15 protein-coding genes are annotated in these 13,598 nt (G+C 63.4%); 9 read left to right on the top strand and 6 right to left on the bottom strand.

Annotated elements, in window-relative coordinates:
- Nucleotides 1–50 precede the first annotated feature (50 nt).
- On the bottom strand, nucleotides 51–1,274 hold the full coding sequence (locus tag BN1132_RS18350) for an Nramp family divalent metal transporter (RefSeq protein WP_042079266.1): 1,224 nt from the start codon (nucleotides 1,272–1,274) through the stop codon (nucleotides 51–53).
- Between the two features lie 236 nt (nucleotides 1,275–1,510).
- On the opposite strand from BN1132_RS18350, the gene rpsF reads away from it, so the two are divergent.
- The 4 genes from rpsF (at nucleotide 1,511) to BN1132_RS18330 (ending at nucleotide 3,504) form a co-directional block, all read left to right on the top strand.
- Nucleotides 1,511–1,897 (top strand): 30S ribosomal protein S6, encoded by a 387-nt coding sequence (gene rpsF / locus BN1132_RS18345; protein ID WP_005331771.1) that lies wholly within the window; start codon nucleotides 1,511–1,513, stop codon nucleotides 1,895–1,897.
- Nucleotides 1,898–1,929: 32 nt separating this feature from the next.
- Nucleotides 1,930–2,160, top strand: coding sequence for a 30S ribosomal protein S18 (gene rpsR, locus BN1132_RS18340; protein WP_005313392.1), 231 nt, complete (start codon nucleotides 1,930–1,932; stop codon nucleotides 2,158–2,160).
- A gap of 52 nt (nucleotides 2,161–2,212) precedes the next feature.
- A complete protein-coding gene (gene rplI / locus BN1132_RS18335) occupies nucleotides 2,213–2,659 on the top strand; it encodes a 50S ribosomal protein L9 (RefSeq protein WP_042079265.1) in 447 nt (148 codons plus the stop codon).
- Between the two features lie 101 nt (nucleotides 2,660–2,760).
- Entirely contained in the window at nucleotides 2,761–3,504 is a 744-nt protein-coding gene (locus tag BN1132_RS18330) for a ferredoxin--NADP reductase (protein WP_042079264.1), read from the top strand.
- A 12-nt stretch (nucleotides 3,505–3,516) separates the two neighbouring features.
- Here BN1132_RS18330 and BN1132_RS20090 read toward each other — a convergent pair whose 3' ends face one another.
- The 3 genes from BN1132_RS20090 to BN1132_RS18320 all read right to left on the bottom strand — a co-directional run bounded on the left by BN1132_RS20090 (nucleotide 3,517) and on the right by BN1132_RS18320 (nucleotide 4,658).
- Nucleotides 3,517–3,714 (bottom strand): hypothetical protein, encoded by a 198-nt coding sequence (locus BN1132_RS20090; RefSeq protein WP_157005491.1) that lies wholly within the window; start codon nucleotides 3,712–3,714, stop codon nucleotides 3,517–3,519.
- A 243-nt stretch (nucleotides 3,715–3,957) separates the two neighbouring features.
- Nucleotides 3,958–4,341 (bottom strand): hypothetical protein, encoded by a 384-nt coding sequence (locus BN1132_RS18325; protein WP_042079263.1) that lies wholly within the window; start codon nucleotides 4,339–4,341, stop codon nucleotides 3,958–3,960.
- A gap of 26 nt (nucleotides 4,342–4,367) precedes the next feature.
- On the bottom strand, nucleotides 4,368–4,658 hold the full coding sequence (locus BN1132_RS18320; RefSeq protein ID WP_052447052.1) for a hypothetical protein: 291 nt from the start codon (nucleotides 4,656–4,658) through the stop codon (nucleotides 4,368–4,370).
- A 243-nt stretch (nucleotides 4,659–4,901) separates the two neighbouring features.
- Between BN1132_RS18320 and BN1132_RS18315 the strand changes: the two genes are divergently transcribed.
- Nucleotides 4,902–5,897 carry a hypothetical protein gene (locus tag BN1132_RS18315; RefSeq protein WP_042079261.1) on the top strand — a complete coding sequence of 332 codons (996 nt, stop codon included), beginning with the start codon at nucleotides 4,902–4,904 and terminating at the stop codon, nucleotides 5,895–5,897.
- A gap of 42 nt (nucleotides 5,898–5,939) precedes the next feature.
- Here the strand turns inward: BN1132_RS18315 and BN1132_RS19815 are convergent, their stop codons facing one another.
- Nucleotides 5,940–6,098: a hypothetical protein gene (locus BN1132_RS19815; RefSeq protein ID WP_167335723.1), complete on the bottom strand. Its 159-nt coding sequence runs from the start codon at nucleotides 6,096–6,098 to the stop codon at nucleotides 5,940–5,942.
- Between the two features lie 65 nt (nucleotides 6,099–6,163).
- Here BN1132_RS19815 and BN1132_RS18310 point away from each other — a divergent pair, with 65 nt between their 5' ends.
- The 4 genes from BN1132_RS18310 to gshA are packed head-to-tail and all read left to right on the top strand — an operon-like array spanning nucleotide 6,164 to nucleotide 12,070.
- The gene (locus BN1132_RS18310; RefSeq protein WP_042079260.1) at nucleotides 6,164–7,141 is read left to right on the top strand and encodes an NADP-dependent oxidoreductase; all 978 of its coding nucleotides are present in this window, start codon (nucleotides 6,164–6,166) and stop codon (nucleotides 7,139–7,141) included.
- Nucleotides 7,138–7,575 carry a YqaA family protein gene (locus tag BN1132_RS18305; protein WP_042079259.1) on the top strand — a complete coding sequence of 146 codons (438 nt, stop codon included), beginning with the start codon at nucleotides 7,138–7,140 and terminating at the stop codon, nucleotides 7,573–7,575. The genes BN1132_RS18310 and BN1132_RS18305 overlap by 4 nt, the downstream gene beginning before the upstream one ends.
- 27 nt (nucleotides 7,576–7,602) lie before the next feature.
- Entirely contained in the window at nucleotides 7,603–10,416 is a 2,814-nt protein-coding gene (locus BN1132_RS18300; RefSeq protein WP_042079258.1) for a M16 family metallopeptidase, read from the top strand.
- Nucleotides 10,417–10,474: 58 nt separating this feature from the next.
- Nucleotides 10,475–12,070, top strand: coding sequence for a glutamate--cysteine ligase (gene gshA, locus BN1132_RS18295; RefSeq protein ID WP_042079257.1), 1,596 nt, complete (start codon nucleotides 10,475–10,477; stop codon nucleotides 12,068–12,070).
- A gap of 130 nt (nucleotides 12,071–12,200) precedes the next feature.
- Here the strand turns inward: gshA and BN1132_RS18290 are convergent, their stop codons facing one another.
- Nucleotides 12,201–13,520 (bottom strand): anaerobic C4-dicarboxylate transporter, encoded by a 1,320-nt coding sequence (locus tag BN1132_RS18290; protein WP_042079256.1) that lies wholly within the window; start codon nucleotides 13,518–13,520, stop codon nucleotides 12,201–12,203.
- Nucleotides 13,521–13,598 lie beyond the last annotated feature (78 nt).

Below are 13,598 nucleotides of genomic sequence, written 5' to 3'. Positions count from 1 at the left end.
GGCTCATCAACCTGGGTTAATGAGCCTCTCTGTTTTGTTGCGGCAGCTCGCTAGATCAAGGCGACCAGCAGGTAGGCGTTGAGGCCGATCACCAGGGCGACGATGAGGCGGCCGGCGGCCTGAGTCACGGGGTGGTTGCGATGCGCCCCCATCAGGGCGCGATCGCCGGTCAGCATCAGCAGGGGAATGAGCGCGAGCGCGATGCCGAAGCTCAGGATCACCTGGCTCAGCACCAGGATCTCCGTGGTGTTGAGGCCCATGGCGATCACCACGAAGGCGGGGGCCATGGTGATGACCCGGCGCAGCCAGAGCGGAATGGTGAAGCGCACGAAGCCCTGCATCACCACTTGCCCGGCGAGGGTGCCCACCACGGTGGAGGAGATGCCGGAGGCGACCAGGGAGAGGCCGAACAGGGTGGCGGCCCCTTGGCCGAGCAAGGGGGTCAGGGTCTGGTAGGCCGACTCCAGCTCGGCCACCTGTGAGTTGCCGGTGCCGTGGAAGGCTGCCGCGGCCATGGCCATCATGGCCAGGTTGACAAAACCGGCGATGGTCATGGCGATGGCCACATCCACCCGGGTGCCGTGCAGCCGCTGGGACACTGTGCCCTGATCCTGGGTGTGCTGGGTCAGCGCCGAGTGCAGATAGATGACGTGAGGCATCACGGTCGCCCCCAGCACGCCGGCCGCGAGGTAAACCGCGTCGCCGTTGGGCAGACCGGGGAAGAGGGCGCCCTCCAGCAGGCTCGGCAGGTGAGGGCGGGAGAACACCAGCTCGACGAGGTAGGCCGCCGCCACGAACAGCAGGAGGCCGCCCACCGCGAATTCCAGTGGCTTCTGGCCGCGGGATTGCAGCATGAGGATGCCCCAGGTGAGCACGGCAGTGATGCAGGCGCCTTCCAGCAGGGTGACCCCCAGCAGCAGCTTGAAGCCCACCGCCGCGCCGATAAATTCGGCGAGATCCGTGGCCATGGCGATGATCTCCGCCTGTACCCAGTAGGCCCAGACCGCCGGCTTGGGCAGCTTGTCCCGGATATGTTCCGCCAGATTCTTGCCGGTGACGATGCCGAGCTTGGCGGACAGGGTCTGTACCAGCATGGCCATCAGGTTGGCCCAGACCACCACCCACAGCAGCTGGTAGCCGAAGGTGGAACCCGCCTGGATATTGGTGGCGAAGTTGCCCGGATCTATGTAGCCGATGGCGGCGATGAAGGCGGGGCCGAGCAGGCTCAGCTTGAATTTGCGGGCCGGGATGGCCGTGGTCAGCGCGGGTTGCATGTCGTCATCCTCCATGGGGATATGACGAGAGCATAGATCTAAATGATAATTGTTATCAATTGAAGTTTTGTATCAAGCCCATCGACAAAAACATCTGCTGACGCCGGTTGCAGTGGCAGGGGGGATTTCGTACAATACGCCGCCCTAGAAAGCAGCGTCAAAACACCACTATGTTCCTTGCCTCCGAGGTCTGGCTGCACCTGGGCAGAGGCTGAATTAATCCGTAAGGAGCTAAAATGCGTCATTACGAAATCGTCTTCATGGTTCATCCGGACCAGAGCGAGCAAGTACCTGGCATGATCGAGCGTTACACCGGCGCTATCACCACCGCTGGTGGCACCATCCATCGCCTGGAAGATTGGGGCCGTCGTCAGCTGGCTTACCCGATCGACAAGCTGCACAAGGCTCACTACGTTCTGATGAACGTTGAAGCCGAGCAGGCCGTTATCGATGAGCTGGAAACCAACTTCCGCTTCAACGATGCCGTTATCCGCAACATGATCATGCGCACCAAGCACGCCGTGACTGAAGTTTCTCCGATGGCCAAGGCCAAGGAAGAGCGCTTCACCCGTCGTGACGACGAGCGCCGCGAAGATGCTGTTGAAGCGTCTTCCGAAGAGTAATTCTTAAGATCATTCCATAGAGGATAAAGGCCATGGCACGTTATTTCCGTCGTCGTAAGTTCTGCCGCTTCACCGCCGAGAACGTTACCGAGATCGACTACAAAGATATCGTTACTCTGAAAAACTACGTCACTGAATCTGGCAAGATCGTACCGAGCCGTATCACCGGTACCCGCGCCAAGTATCAGCGTCAGCTGGCACGCGCCATCAAGCGTGCTCGTTACCTGGCTCTGCTGCCGTACACCGATCTGCACAACAAGTAAGAATCGGTCCGGCGCTTACGCCTAACTCAACGAAATTTATAGAGGAAAGGTAATGCAAGTTATCCTGCTCGATAAGATCGCCAAACTGGGCGGTCTGGGTGACCAAGTTTCCGTTAAAGCTGGTTATGCCCGTAACTACCTGATCCCGCAAGGCAAAGCTGTGATGGCCACCAAGGCCAACATCGAAGCCTTCGGTGCTCGTCGCGCCGAACTGGAAGCCAAGCTGGCTGCCAACAAGGCCGCTGCCGAAGAGCGCGCTGCCAAGCTGGCCGAACTGGCTGCCGTGGTCATCGCCTCCAAGTCTGGCGACGAAGGCAAGCTGTTCGGTTCCATCGGTACCCGTGACGTGGCTGAAGCCATCACTGCTGCCGGCGTAGCCGTTGCCAAGAGCGAAGTCCGCATGGGCAACGTTCTGCGTAACACCGGTGAGTACGAAGTTGTTGTTCAGCTACACGCTGACGTCAAGGCAACCGTACAAATCCAGGTTGTTGCTCTGTAATAGCGTTTCGCTTTGCAGAAAAAACCCGCGCACATGCGCGGGTTTTTTATTTTCAGATCAAGGGGTAAATTGAAGGTCTGTTCCTCTGGAGGAGAACCTTTATGGCTGCCTGGGTTGAAGGTCGGGTCATCGAGCGCATCGAGTGGACGCCCACTCTGCTCTCCCTGCGCGTGGAGGCGGAGCTTGCCCCCTACAAGGCGGGACAATTCACCAAGCTGGCCCTGCAACGGGGCGAACAGCGGATCCAGCGGGCCTACTCCTTCGTCAATCCTCCCGGCACGCCCTATCACGAATTCTATCTGGTCGAGATCCCGAACGGGGAGCTGAGCCCCTCCCTCGGCGCCCTGCGGCCCGGGGATGCCGTGCTGGTGCAGTCCCAGCCCACAGGTTTTCTGACCCTGGACGAAGTCCCGCCGGGACGGGATCTCTGGCTGCTCTCCACCGGCACCGCCATCGGTCCCTTCCTCGCCATGCTGGCGGAGGGCGAGGCCTTCGAGCGCTTCGAGACGCTGGTGCTGGTGCACGGGGTGCGCAGGGGGGAAGAGCTGACTTATCAGGCCCTGATTACCAGCCTGGTCGAGCAGTATGGTCCCCGCTTTCACTATGTGCCCTTCGTCAGCCGGGAACCCTGGCCCGGCGCCATGGCCGGGCGGATCCCGGCCGCCATCGCCAGCGGCCAGCTGCAGGCGCGGGTGGGGCTCGCATTTTCACCCGAACACAGTCAGGTGATGATCTGCGGCAACCCGGCCATGGTGAAGGAGACCCAGCAGACCCTGCTGGAGCTGGGGCTGGCCAAGAACCTGCGCCGGGCCCCCGGCAACATCAGCATGGAGAATTACTGGTAAGCAGGGGGGAGGCTAGCGGCCGTCATCTCGCCGCTTGCCGTCATCCGATGGCGCCTCGTCATGGGGGGCACCAGGGCGCGGCCATCCCGCTGCCTGCACCGTTTGAGAAGCCGCTGCCTGACGATCCGTGCCGTTGTGGTGGGTGGGGGCGTCGAACGCGGCGCCACTGTTGAGCAGTCGGGAGAGCAAGTGGGAAACGGGTTTGTGCATGGGGGCCTCGATGACAGCAGGACGCTCATTTTATGGTCGCCAGGCTGAACGAGAACGGAACCCCGGCGCCATTTCACCGACCTGGCTGTGGTCTACGCACCGGACTCGATCCTGTGACTGACAGCCTGGCTGCGAGGGGAAAGGCGACCCGGATTGCCAGGGTGAGGTGCCATGCTCTGCTCTCCATTGTGCATGCTCCCCACTTGGGCCGAGACAATTCAGGGGCCCCTGGCCCCTGAATTGTCACTTGTTCTTGCCCTTCCCGTTGCCGTTTCCTTTCTCCTTGCTCTTGGCGTTGTCATTGTCCCAGCCGCCCTTGTCGTGGCCCTTGCCCGGGTTGTTGCCACTGTGAATGCTGCGGTTGTAGTGGTCGCGGTATTTGCCATCCATGTTGTCGCAGTTGAGCTGGATGCGGCTGGTCCGGGTGCTGACATCCAGGCAGTTGTCCTGCCACCATTCGTACTCCTTGTCGTCCCAGTCCAGGCTGATCTGGCCCCGGTCGGTGGAGATCTGGATGTCGTCGCTGTGCTTGGAAGGGGGCGCGGCGAAGGCCACCCCCTGCACCAGGAGCAGGGGGAGCAGCAGGAGGCCGCGGTGGGTCATGGTATTGCGCTTGGGATGGGTCATGGCAAGGATGCTCCTGTCGTGGTGGATTATTGCTCTGGTTGCGTGCGGATCTGGTTGGTGCTGGGAGGCTGGTTGCGGTGCACCTCCTCCTCCGGCTCGATATCGATGCCCTTGCAGTCGGCGGACATGCCCTCACCGACCCCCAGATCGAGACAGTGGTTCTGTGACCAGTCAAATTGGGTGTCATTCCAGTCCAGATTGAAGGTGACTTCATCGACGGAGAAGGTCTGCTCCCCCTCCTCCTGGGCCTCGGCGGTGGAGAGAGATGTGCCGGTAATCAGACAAAGAGAGAGCAGCAAAGCAGTCGTTCTGTTCATGATGGCCTCAAGTATGGCAATGGGAAACAGTGTAGTGCCGCGGGCTGAACCCGGGCATAACCGTGGATGTCCTTCAGGTCTGGGTGGATTGTAGTGTTTTTTTGCTGCCGATTTGCGCGTTTTGGTCGCACTCTGGGCAGCCGATCGCCCATCTGCAGGAATTCGGGGGATGCCCCTTCTCTCCGATGCCCCGGTGACTATAATCGGCAGCCAACTTTTCCTGCATATCACGCCCTCTTCATCATGACCACACAGGCTTTCGCCACATTGCGCTACCCCAAGGGGTGGTTCGCCCTGACCACGGTATACAGTTTTACCGGGCTGGCCATCCTGGCGTCCATCGTCTTCTCCCTGCTGCTGTTTCTCTCCATCGACGAGAATCCTCTGATGAAGTGGCTGTTCGGCGGGCTCGCCATCATCTTCGAGCTGGGCAAGTTCTACGTCTGGTATGAATACGGGGAGTGCAAGGCACGCCGCGATCTGGCTGGCGCCTTCTGGTCGTTGTTGTTCTACGGCGTGCTGGCCGCCATCTCCATCGGCGGCAGCATAGGCGGTATCAACAGCGCCACCAATACCATCCTCAATCAGCAGGCACGCCATGAGCGGGAAATCGCCCGCTTCGACGAGCAGATCGCCAGCATAGAACGGCAGATCCAACTCAACGAGGAGGCGGCCCGCAAGTACATCGAGATGGCGCGCATCTCCAGCGGCGTCAGCGGCCTGCAGCAGGCCAACACCAAGCTGAGGCTGCGCCAGGACGAGCTGCGTCAGGAGCGGGACGCCAGGCCCCTGGGGGAGCAGTCCTCCATGCTGGGGTTGATGAGCAGCCTGGCGGACGGGGTGGGGATGAGCATCGGCCAGGTGCAGTTCCTGCTGGTCTGCTTCCTCTCCGTGCTGCTCGATGCGTTTGGCGCCTATTTCGTCAGCCTGATCGGCGAGGAGAACCGCTTTCGCCGCAGCTGGCAGTGGCAGCGGGAGAGGGAGCAGGCCGAGAGCGAGCGGGTCCAGCCAGCCCCGGCGCCCGCGGTAGCGAGCAGGCCGGAACCCGAGCCGGCGGTAGTGGCTCAGGTGCGCAGTGCACTGGAGCGCGGCGAGCTCAAGTGCAGCAAGCGCGGGGTGGCGGAGGCATTGTCACTGTCGCTGGAGGAGGTAGACCGGGTGTTCCAGCATCTGCTGGCCCAGGGGGTACTGGGGCAGGGCAGCAACCGCCACTACCATCTCAGCGCGCAGGGGAATTGATCTTCAGGCCACCTCTGGGTGGCCTTTTTGTTGCCGGCAGCGTCAATGGGTGAGCACCATCATCAGGCTGAGGAAGGCGGCGATCCCGCCACCGATGCCGATGATCCAGTAAAACCCCTTGGCCCCCTGCTTGAGCGGGATGCGGAAGTAGAGCAGAAACGCCCACCACCCCAGGGCCAGCAACAGAGGAATAAGAAACATTCGAGCCATGGTGTCCTCGCTGTTATTCTGTTGACCCTTGATCAATCAACAGGATGGATTGTGCAATGACGCAGCTACAGATTACCGCATTCGGTGACCCCTCGGTACTTCGGCTCAACCCTTCCCAGGACAAGGTGCCCGCAGAGGGGGAGGTCCGGGTGCGCATCTGCTTTGCGGGGGTCAACCCCATCGATGCCAAGACCCGGGCTGGCCTCGGTTGGGCGGCGGCCCAGAACAAGGACAAGCTGCCCTGGACGCCGGGCTACGACGTGGCCGGGGTGGTGGAGAAGATAGGCCCCAATGTCACCTTGCTGGCCGAGGGGGACAGGGTATGCGGCATGGTGGGTTTCCCGCTCTCGGCTGGCGGCTATGGCGAAACCGTGGTGGTGGCCGAGGGAGAGCTGGTCAGGCTCGACGGGATCGGCCTCAGACAGGGGGCGGCGCTGCCGCTGGCGGGGTTGACCGCCTGGCAGGGGCTGTTCGAGCACGGAGCCCTCAAGGCCGGGCAGCGGGTGCTGATCCTGGCCGCGGCTGGCGGGGTGGGCCACCTGGCGGTGCAGTTTGCCAGCGCCTATGGCGCCGAGGTGGTGGTCACGGCGAGTCGCGACAACCACAGCTTCCTGCACGGGCTGGGGGCCAGCCAGATGGTGGACTATCACGACGCCGACTGGCCTGCCCAGATCCTGGCTGAGGGCGGCCCGGTGGATCTGGTGCTGGATCTGGTGGGGGGCGAGAGCGGCAAGGCGGCGCTTGCCTGTGTCAGGCCCGGTGGCCGGCTGGTGACTGTCCCCACCATCACGGCCCAGCAGATCAAGGAGGCGGGGGCTGCGCTGGGGGTCGAGGTGCTCGGCATGCTGGTGCACCCCGATCACAAGCAGCTGACCCAGATGCTGATGCTGCTGCGCCAGGGGGAGGTGCAGATCACCGTCTCCGGCGAGTTCCCCCTGGCGGAAGGCGCCCTGGCCCACAGGGCCGTCGAGGGCGGTCATGTGCGGGGCAAGCTGCTGCTGCGCATGCCCGCCGCCGATGGCCAGCCTGGATGAACGGCATCGCCGAGATGGGGCTCGGCTGGCTGTTTCTGAGCGCCTTCACCTCCGCCACCCTGCTGCCCGGCAGCTCCGAGGTGCTGCTGGGGGCCATGGCGACCCGGGGGGAGTGGAGCATGACCAGCCTGTTGCTCTGGGCGACGCTCGGCAATACCCTGGGCTCCATGACCACCTGGTGGCTCGGCCGGCTCGCCACGCACAAGAAAAAACCGGAAGATTTTCAAGGCCGTGGGGAACAAAAGGCGCTCGCCTGGCTCAAACTCCATGGCCACTGGTGTCTGCTGCTCGCCTGGACGCCTGTGGTCGGCGATGGTCTCTGCCTGCTGGCCGGCTGGCTGCGCCTCTCCTTCTGGCGCTCCCTCATCTTGATCGGGCTCGGCAAATTGCTTCGTTATGCCCTGGTGTTTCTGCTGGCCAGTCAGGTCTTCTAGCCCTTTTTTGTCACTCACGAGGTAAGCGTGAACAAACTCATTCCATTAAGCCTTCTCCTGGGCTTCACCCTGCCCGCACTGGCGGCCCCGACCCTGGTGTCCGAGCAGGTCAGGCAGGAGGGCAGGCTCGGCATTCCCTACCAGATGTACAGGCTGGACAACGGCCTGACCGTGATCCTGGCGCCCGACCGCTCCGATCCTTTGGTGCACCTCGACGTGACCTATCACGTGGGTTCGTCCCGGGAGACGGTGGGCAAGTCCGGCTTCGCCCACTTCTTCGAACACATGATGTTCCAGGGCTCCAAGCACGTCGGCGATCAGGAACACATGCGGATCATCAACGAGGCGGGTGGCGAGATGAACGGCACCACCAACAAGGACAGGACCAACTATTTCGAAACCGTGCCGGCCAACCAGCTGGAGAAGGTGCTCTGGCTGGAGGCGGATCGCATGGGCTTCCTGCTCGACGCTGTGAGCCAGAAGAAGTTCGAGATCCAGCGCGCCACCGTCAAGAACGAGCGGGCCCAGCGCATCGACAACCAGCCCTATGGCCTGGTCGGAGAGAAGGTGGGGGAGGCGCTCTATCCGCGCACTCATCCCTACTCCTGGCAGCCCATCGGCTATGTGGAGGATCTCGACCGGGTCGACGTGAACGACCTCAAGCAGTTCTTCCTGCGCTGGTACGGGCCGAACAATGCCACCCTGACCCTGGGCGGCGACTTCGACAGCAAGCAGGCGCTGGCCTGGATCGAGCAGTACTTCGGCCCCATCCCGCGCGGGCCGGACGTGGCCGAGCCGACCCCTGAGCCGGTGACCCTGTCCGAGACCCGCTATGTGACGCTGGAGGACAAGGTCCACCTGCCGCTGCTCTATGTCAGCTACCCCACGGTGTCGCTTGGCGACCCCCGGGAACCGGCGCTGGACATCTTTGCCGACGTGCTCGGCGGCTCCGCCAGCTCCATGCTCTACCAGGCCCTGGTCAAGACCGGCAAGGCCGTCGAGGTCGGTGCTTCCCACTCCTGCGAGGAGCTGGCCTGTACCCTGGCGATCTACGCCTACCCCAATCCGGCGGTGGACGGCAGCCTCAAGACCCTCAAGGGGGAAGTGGACAAGGTGATCGGCGACTTTGCCCAACGTGGCATCAAGCCGGCGGATCTGGAGAAGGCCATCAGCAGCTATCGCGCCGCCGCCATCTGGGGGCTCGACAGCATTGAGGGCAAGGTGAGCCAGCTCGCCATGGGCCAGGTGCTGGCCCGGGATCCCGACTATGTGTTCAAGAACCTGGATGCCATCGGCGCGGTCAAGGCGTCGGACGTCAAGGCCGCCTACGACCAGTTCATCGCGAACAAGCCAGCCGTGGTGCTGAGCGTGGTGCCCAAGGGCAAGGTGGACTGGCAGGCGGGCACACCGAACTTCACCCCCGCCGAGCGGGAGCTGCCGGACTACAGCAAGCACGGGGAGGTACTGGCCGAGCGACCGGTGAAAGACCACTTCGATCGCAGCGTGCAGCCCAAGTCCGGTGAGGCGGTCAGCGTCAAGGTGCCGGCCATCTGGCACGGCAAGCTGGACAAGGGGATCGAGATCATCGGCACCCACAGCGACGAGATCCCCGCGGTCTCCATCATGATCGCCCTGCCGGGCGGCATCCGTGCCGAAGGCAAGGGAGAGCTGGGGCTCGCCAGCCTCACCGCCGCCATGCTGGAACAGGGCACGGTGCGCCTCTCCGAGGCCGAGCTCAGCGACGAGCTGCAAAAACTCGGTGCCAGCATCAGCGTCTCCACCGCCCAGTACAACAACCTGATCACCATCAGCAGCCTGACCGACAAGCTGCCCCAGACCCTGGCGCTGGTGCGCGAGGTGTTGATGCGCCCCGGCCTGCGGGAGGCGGACTTCGAGCGGCTCAAGGCGCAGATGCTGCAAGGGATGAAGCAGAACGAGCAGCAGCCCGAGTGGCTGGCGGGTCAGGCGTTCCGTCAGCTGGTGTATGGCAAGGACAATCGCCTCGGCCAGCCCACCGACGGGGTGCTCACCGACGTGGAGAAGCTGACCCTGGCGGACGTGAAACGCTTCTACCAGGACTACTACAACCCGACCAATGCCAAGGTGGTGGTGGTGGGTGACGTGACCCAGACACAAGTGGAGGATCAGCTCGGCTTCCTGACCCAGTGGAAGGGCGCCGCCCCGACCCTGGGGGATCTCAAGCCCAGGGGGGATCAGGCCAAGCCGGGCATCTACCTGGTGGACAAGCCGGGGGCGCCCCAGTCGGTGATCCGCATCGGTCGGCGCGCCATGGCGTTCGACACCACGGGAGACTACTTCGTCGCCAACCTGATGAACTTCAACCTGGGGGGCAACTTCAACAGCCGCATCAACCTCAACCTGCGGGAAGACAAGGGCTACACCTATGGCGCCAGCTCGGGCTTCCAGGCCAACCGCGAGGCGGGCGTGTTCGCCACCGGCGCCAATGTGCGGGCCGATGCGACCGTGGACGCCATCCGCCAGTTCCTCAAGGAGATGGACGGCTACCGTGCGAGCGGACCGACCCCGGTGGAGCTGGCCTACATGCGCAGCGCCGTCTCCCAGCAGGATGCCCTCTCCTACGAGACCCTGGGGCAGAAGGCGGGCTTCCTGCTGCAGATGATCATGTACGACCTGAAGCCGGACTATGTGCAGGCCCAGAGCAACCTGATCAAGACGGTGTCGTCCGAGACGCTCAAGGCGAGCGCGGCCCGCTGGCTCGACCCGGCCGACATGGTGATTGTGGTGGTGGGGGACAAGCAAAAGCTTGAAAAACCCCTGAGCGAGCTTCATCTTCCCATCTATCCACTGCAACTGCCCTGAGGGGCGCTGCAAAAATGAGTGCCGCCCCAGGTGGGGCGGCCATACATGAGCCGTGAATATGACCACTACTAGCTTGTCGCTCACCGAGTTGCTGGCTGCGCTGGGAACCCCGGAGCGCGTGACAGCCCTCAAGGGGATCCGGCGCGGGATCGAGCGTGAATGTCTGCGCATCACCCCGCAAGGGACCCTGGCCCAGACCGATCACCCCAGAAGCCTGGGGTCGGCCCTGACCCATGCCAACATCACCACCGACTACGCCGAGAGCCTGCTGGAGTTCATCACCCCGGCCACCGACTCCATCGAGAGCCTGATCGAGCAGCTCGGAGACATCCACCGCCACACCATTCACCACCTGGGGGAGGAGCGGATCTGGCCGCTCTCCATGCCCTGCTTCGTCGGCGACGAGGAGAGCATCCGCCTGGCCCAGTACGGCAGCTCCAACATAGGCCGGATGAAGACCCTGTACCGTCAGGGGCTGAAGAACCGCTACGGCAGCCTGATGCAGGTGATCGCCGGGGTGCACTTCAACTTCTCCATGCCCGACAGCTTCTGGTGCGAGTGGCAGGATCTGGTGTGCGAGGGTTGCTGCAGCCAGCGTTTCATCTCCGACAAATACATGGGGCTGATCCGTAACGTCTACCGCTTCGGCTGGCTGGTGCCCTATCTGTTTGGCGCCTCGCCGGCCATCTGCGACTCCTTCCTCAAGGGGCGCAAGAGCGACCTGCCGTTCCAGAAGACCGGCAAGGGCACCCTCTACCTGCCCTATGCCACGGCGCTGCGGCTGTCCGATCTCGGCTACACCAACAGCGCCCAGGCGGGGCTCAAGATCAGCCACGACAACCTGCCGGCCTATGTCAGTAGCCTGCGCCGCGCCATCAACACCCATGACCCCGAGTTTGCCAAGATCGGCGTCAAGGTGAACGGCGAGTACCGCCAGCTCAACGACAATGTGCTGCAGCTGGAAAACGAGCTGTACGCCCCGATCCGGCCCAAGCGCACCCCACGCAGCGGCGAGAAGCCGTCGGATGCGCTGGAGCAGCGCGGCATCGAATACATAGAGCTGCGCACCGTGGATGTGAACCCCTTCACCCCGTTCGGCATCGAGGTGGATCAGATCCGCTTCTTCGATCTCTTCCTGGTCTGGTGCCTGCTGCGCCCGTCCCCCGTGCTGGGCGACGAGGAAATCGCCCGCAATCGCCGCAACCAGAACAAGGTGGTGCTGGAGGGGCGCCGCCCCGGCCTCGAGCTGGAGGACGAGCAGGGCAACCCCATCGGCCTCAAGGAGTACGGCCTCAAGCTGTTCGACGAGCTGGGCCAGGTGGCCGAGCTGCTGGATCGCTGCTGCGGTCGCAACCGCTACCGCGAGACGCTGGCCATGCACCGCGAGAAGCTGCTCGACCCCGAGCTGACCTACTCCGCCCGCCTGCTCAAGCAGTTGCTGGAAAGCGGTCAGGACAACGGCTGCTTCGGCGACGAGCTGGCGAGCCGCTACCGGGAAGAGATGCTGGCCGGCGAACTGCAGTACTGGGACCAGGCCTACTTCGCCGGCGAGGCGCGGGAGTCGCTGGCCAAGCAGCGGGAGCGTGAGCGCAGCGACAGCCTGTCGTTCGACGACTTCCTGGCCGACTATTTCGGTACCCGGCAGACCACCTGAGGATCCACCCCCCGTTGACGCGAGCCGCTCCCTTGAGCGGCTTTTTCATGGGGGCTCAGAGGGATGGCCGCGGTGGCCGGAGATAAAAAAACGGCCCCGAAGGGCCGTTTTGCATGGGGCGTTTCCTCGGTCAGAGGATGAGGCCGCCGAAGAAGAAGCCCAGGGCAACTGCCATGGCGATGGTGGCCACACCCGGGATGAAGAAGGGGTGGTTGAACACGGCCTTGCCGATGCGGGTGGAGCCGGTGTCGTCCATCTCGACCGCGGCCAGCAGGGTCGGGTAGGTCGGCAGCACGAACAGGGCGCTCACGGCGGCGAAGGAGGCGATGGCGGCCAGCGGGCTGACGCCGAGCGCCAGGGCGGCGGGCATCAGCGCCTTGGTGGTGGCACCCTGGGAGTAGAGCAGCATGGAGGAGAAGAACAGCACCACGGCCAGCAGCCAGCTGTACTGGCTCAGCAGATCGCCGGCGAAGGCCTGGATCTCGACCATGTTGCCCTTCACGAAGACGTTGCCGAGCCAGGCCACGCCCAGCACGCAGATACAGGCGGACATGCCGGACTTGAAGGTGGGCATGTTGGTGATCTGGGCGGCGTCCAGCTTGCAGAACAGCACCATCAGGGTGGCGGCGGCGAGCATGATGCCCATGATGGCGCCGTCACGGGGGATGGGCGGGCTGGTGATCAGGCCCACGTTGCCGGAGATGGCGGTGGCATAGGCCATCACGGCCACGATGGCGGCGACGAAGATGCCGACGGAGAGCTTGGCATAGGGCTTGATTTCAATCTGGCTGGTACCGCGCAGCTTGATCAGACCCTTGGCCTTGCGCTCCAGATAGACCTCGTCCTGCTCCAGCGGCTTGCCCAGCAGGTTGGCGATGAAGGCCCCCAGCAGACAGGCGATGAAGCTGGACGGGATGCAGATGGCCAGCAGGGTCAGGTAATCCACCCCGAGCGGCTCCAGCATGCCGGAGAAGGCGACCACGGCCGCCGAGATGGGGGATGCGGTGATGGCGATCTGGGAGGCGACGACCGCGATGGAGAGCGGACGGGAGGGGCGTATGCCCTGCTCCTTGGCCACCTCGGCGATCACCGGCAGGGTGGAGAAGGCGGTGTGACCTGTACCGGCCAGCATGGTCATCAGGTAGGTGACGACCGGGGCGGCGAAGGTGATGTGCTTGGGATTCTTGCGCAGGGCCTTCTCGGCCAGGTGCACCAGATAGTCCATCCCGCCGGCCAGCTGCATGCAGGCGATGGCGCAGATGACGGACGCGATGATCATGATCACGTCCCAGGGCACATAGGTCACCAGCTGATCGCTCGGGATGGGCATGCCCAGCCCCCAGGTCAGCACCAATACCCCCAGACCACCGGCGAAGCCGATGCCGATGCTGCCTATCCGGGCCCCCAGATAGATAGCGGCGAGCACCACAAGTAACTCGATTCCAATCATAGCGAACACTCCATTTTCCAGTTTTTTTAGGTTTTATTGGGCTGAAAAGCCAATTCCCGATGGGGCTTGCAGGAGGCC

It is taken from the genome of Aeromonas sanarellii (assembly GCF_000820085.1).
Taxonomy (GTDB): Bacteria; Pseudomonadota; Gammaproteobacteria; order Enterobacterales; family Aeromonadaceae; genus Aeromonas; species Aeromonas sanarellii.
This window is presented reverse-complemented; position numbering and strand designations above follow the sequence as displayed.

What these genes read in the sequence shown, in the direction of transcription:
- rpsR (WP_005313392.1), top strand. Translation starts at nt 1,930, where the DNA reads ATGGCACGTTATTTCCGTCGTCGTAAGTTCTGCCGCTTCACCGCCGAG.
- gshA (WP_042079257.1), top strand. Translation starts at nt 10,475, where the DNA reads ATGACCACTACTAGCTTGTCGCTCACCGAGTTGCTGGCTGCGCTGGGA.
- BN1132_RS19815 (WP_167335723.1), bottom strand. Translation starts at nt 6,098, where the DNA reads ATGTTTCTTATTCCTCTGTTGCTGGCCCTGGGGTGGTGGGCGTTTCTG.
- BN1132_RS18290 (WP_042079256.1), bottom strand. Translation starts at nt 13,520, where the DNA reads ATGATTGGAATCGAGTTACTTGTGGTGCTCGCCGCTATCTATCTGGGG.
- BN1132_RS18320 (WP_052447052.1), bottom strand. Translation starts at nt 4,658, where the DNA reads ATGAACAGAACGACTGCTTTGCTGCTCTCTCTTTGTCTGATTACCGGC.
- rplI (WP_042079265.1), top strand. Translation starts at nt 2,213, where the DNA reads ATGCAAGTTATCCTGCTCGATAAGATCGCCAAACTGGGCGGTCTGGGT.
- BN1132_RS20090 (WP_157005491.1), bottom strand. Translation starts at nt 3,714, where the DNA reads ATGCACAAACCCGTTTCCCACTTGCTCTCCCGACTGCTCAACAGTGGC.
- BN1132_RS18330 (WP_042079264.1), top strand. Translation starts at nt 2,761, where the DNA reads ATGGCTGCCTGGGTTGAAGGTCGGGTCATCGAGCGCATCGAGTGGACG.
- BN1132_RS18350 (WP_042079266.1), bottom strand. Translation starts at nt 1,274, where the DNA reads ATGCAACCCGCGCTGACCACGGCCATCCCGGCCCGCAAATTCAAGCTG.
- rpsF (WP_005331771.1), top strand. Translation starts at nt 1,511, where the DNA reads ATGCGTCATTACGAAATCGTCTTCATGGTTCATCCGGACCAGAGCGAG.
- BN1132_RS18310 (WP_042079260.1), top strand. Translation starts at nt 6,164, where the DNA reads ATGACGCAGCTACAGATTACCGCATTCGGTGACCCCTCGGTACTTCGG.
- BN1132_RS18325 (WP_042079263.1), bottom strand. Translation starts at nt 4,341, where the DNA reads ATGACCCATCCCAAGCGCAATACCATGACCCACCGCGGCCTCCTGCTG.
- BN1132_RS18305 (WP_042079259.1), top strand. Translation starts at nt 7,138, where the DNA reads ATGAACGGCATCGCCGAGATGGGGCTCGGCTGGCTGTTTCTGAGCGCC.
- BN1132_RS18315 (WP_042079261.1), top strand. Translation starts at nt 4,902, where the DNA reads ATGACCACACAGGCTTTCGCCACATTGCGCTACCCCAAGGGGTGGTTC.